The 1,727-nt window shown below is 67.3% G+C and carries 2 protein-coding genes; both read left to right on the top strand.

Annotation, left to right across the window (positions count from 1 at the left end):
• A partial coding sequence (locus tag GX414_09110; protein ID NLI47253.1) for a GDP-mannose 4,6-dehydratase occupies positions 1-247 on the top strand: 247 nt, incomplete at its 5' end.
• A 177-nt stretch (positions 248-424) separates the two neighbouring features.
• Complete coding sequence (locus tag GX414_09105; protein NLI47252.1) at positions 425-1,492, top strand: GDP-L-fucose synthase; 1,068 nt, start codon at positions 425-427, stop codon at positions 1,490-1,492.
• Positions 1,493-1,727 lie beyond the last annotated feature (235 nt).

The raw sequence follows: 1,727 nt of genomic DNA, 5'->3' as shown, positions 1-1,727 counted from the left end.
CGGCGAAATGGAATTGGCGGTGCGGCCGGGGGACGTGCTGGTGGCGGTGGACCCGGCCTACTACCGTCCCACCGAGGTGGAGCACCTGTGCGGCGACGCCGCGCGCGCCCGGGCCGGGCTCGGCTGGGCCCCCACGGTGACCTTCGCCGAGCTGGTGCGGGAGATGGCCCGGGCCGACCTGGCGGAGGCGCTGCGGGAGCGGCACCTGCTGGCCGGGGGGTATGCCGTGAAAGTCGGGAGCGAATAGGGAGAAGTTCCAGATTCGCAGATTGCAGATTCACAGATTGGCAGATTTACAGATTAACAGATTGGCAAATTACAGATTAGCTGATTGGGGCAAGATGCGTTTTACTACTGACTGTTTACTACTCGCTCTTTACTCCTATCTCCTATCTCCTGTCTCCTGTCTCGCCAGGGAGCTGACATGAATCCCGAAACCAAGATCTACGTCGCCGGGCATGCGGGGATGGTGGGATCGGCGCTGGTGCGGCGCCTCGAGGCCCGCGGCTACCGCCGCATCGTGGGCCGGACGCTGGCCGAGCTGGACCTCCGCCGCCAGGCGGACGTGGAGGCGTTCTTCGCCGCCGAGCGGCCCGACGCCGTCTTCCTCGCCGCGGCCACCGTGGGCGGCATCGTGGCCAACTCCACCCGGCCCGCCGAGTTCCTCTACGACAACCTGCTCATCGCGGCGAACGTGATCGAGGCCGCCCGCCGGAGCGGCGTGAAGCGGCTGGTGAACTTCGGCTCGTCGTGCATCTACCCGAAGCACGCACCCCAGCCCATGCGCGAGGAGCACCTCCTCACCGGGCCGCTGGAGCCCACCAACGAGGCGTACGCGGTGGCCAAGATCGCGGCGCTCAAGCTCTGCGCCCATTACCGCGCCCAGTACGGCTGCGACTTCTACTCGCTCATGCCCACCAACCTGTACGGGCCGAACGACTCCTACGACCTGGTCGGATCGCACGTCCTGCCGGCGCTGGTGCGCAAGTTCCACCTGGCCCGGCTGCTGGCCGCCGGTGAACTGGCCGCGCTGCGGCGGGACCTGGCGCGGCGGCCCCTGGCGGCGGGCCACCGCCTGCCGGCGGCGCCGGATGCGCTGCCGCTCGACGACATTGCAGAGGCCTGCGCCGCGTACGGCATTTCGGCGGAGGCGGTGACGCTCTGGGGTACGGGAACGCCGCGGCGGGAGTTCCTCCACGTGGACGACCTGGCCGCGGCGGCGGTGCACCTGATGGAGACGGCGTCGGCCGAGGCGGTGGGGGACTTCATTAACGTGGGGAGCGGCGAGGACGGGACCATCGCCGAGCTGGCCGGGACGGTGCGGGGGATCGTGGGCTTCGCCGGGGAGATCCGGTACGACGCATCCAAGCCCGACGGCACGCCGCGCAAACTGCTGGACGTGTCGCGCCTCCGGGCGCTCGGCTGGGCCCCGGCGATCCCGCTGGCCGAGGGGATCCGCGCGGTGTACCGGGCGTATCAAGGGGAGGAGTAGACCGGCGCGCGAAGGCGCCAAGACGCAAAGAAGACTTTTTTTTGTTAATGGAAAAAAGCGGTCGGCGGGTGCCGGCCGTTTCCGTTTCAGGGGTTTCAGGTTCGCAGGTTTGGGGACGGTTGATGGTTGATAGTTGATGGTTGATGGGGGAATGGGTGAATCGGTGAATGGGGAGACGGTTTACGGTCAGGGTTCAGAATATGAGAAGCCTCTGTGTCCTCTGTGCCTCTGTGGT

The sequence above is a fragment of the Acidobacteriota bacterium genome (assembly GCA_012517875.1).
Taxonomy (GTDB): domain Bacteria; phylum Acidobacteriota; class JAAYUB01; order JAAYUB01; family JAAYUB01; genus JAAYUB01.
Note: the sequence above shows the minus strand (reverse complement) of the source record. Positions and strands in the feature narration are given on the sequence as shown.

What these genes read in the sequence shown, in the direction of transcription:
- GX414_09105 (NLI47252.1), top strand. Translation starts at nt 425, where the DNA reads ATGAATCCCGAAACCAAGATCTACGTCGCCGGGCATGCGGGGATGGTG.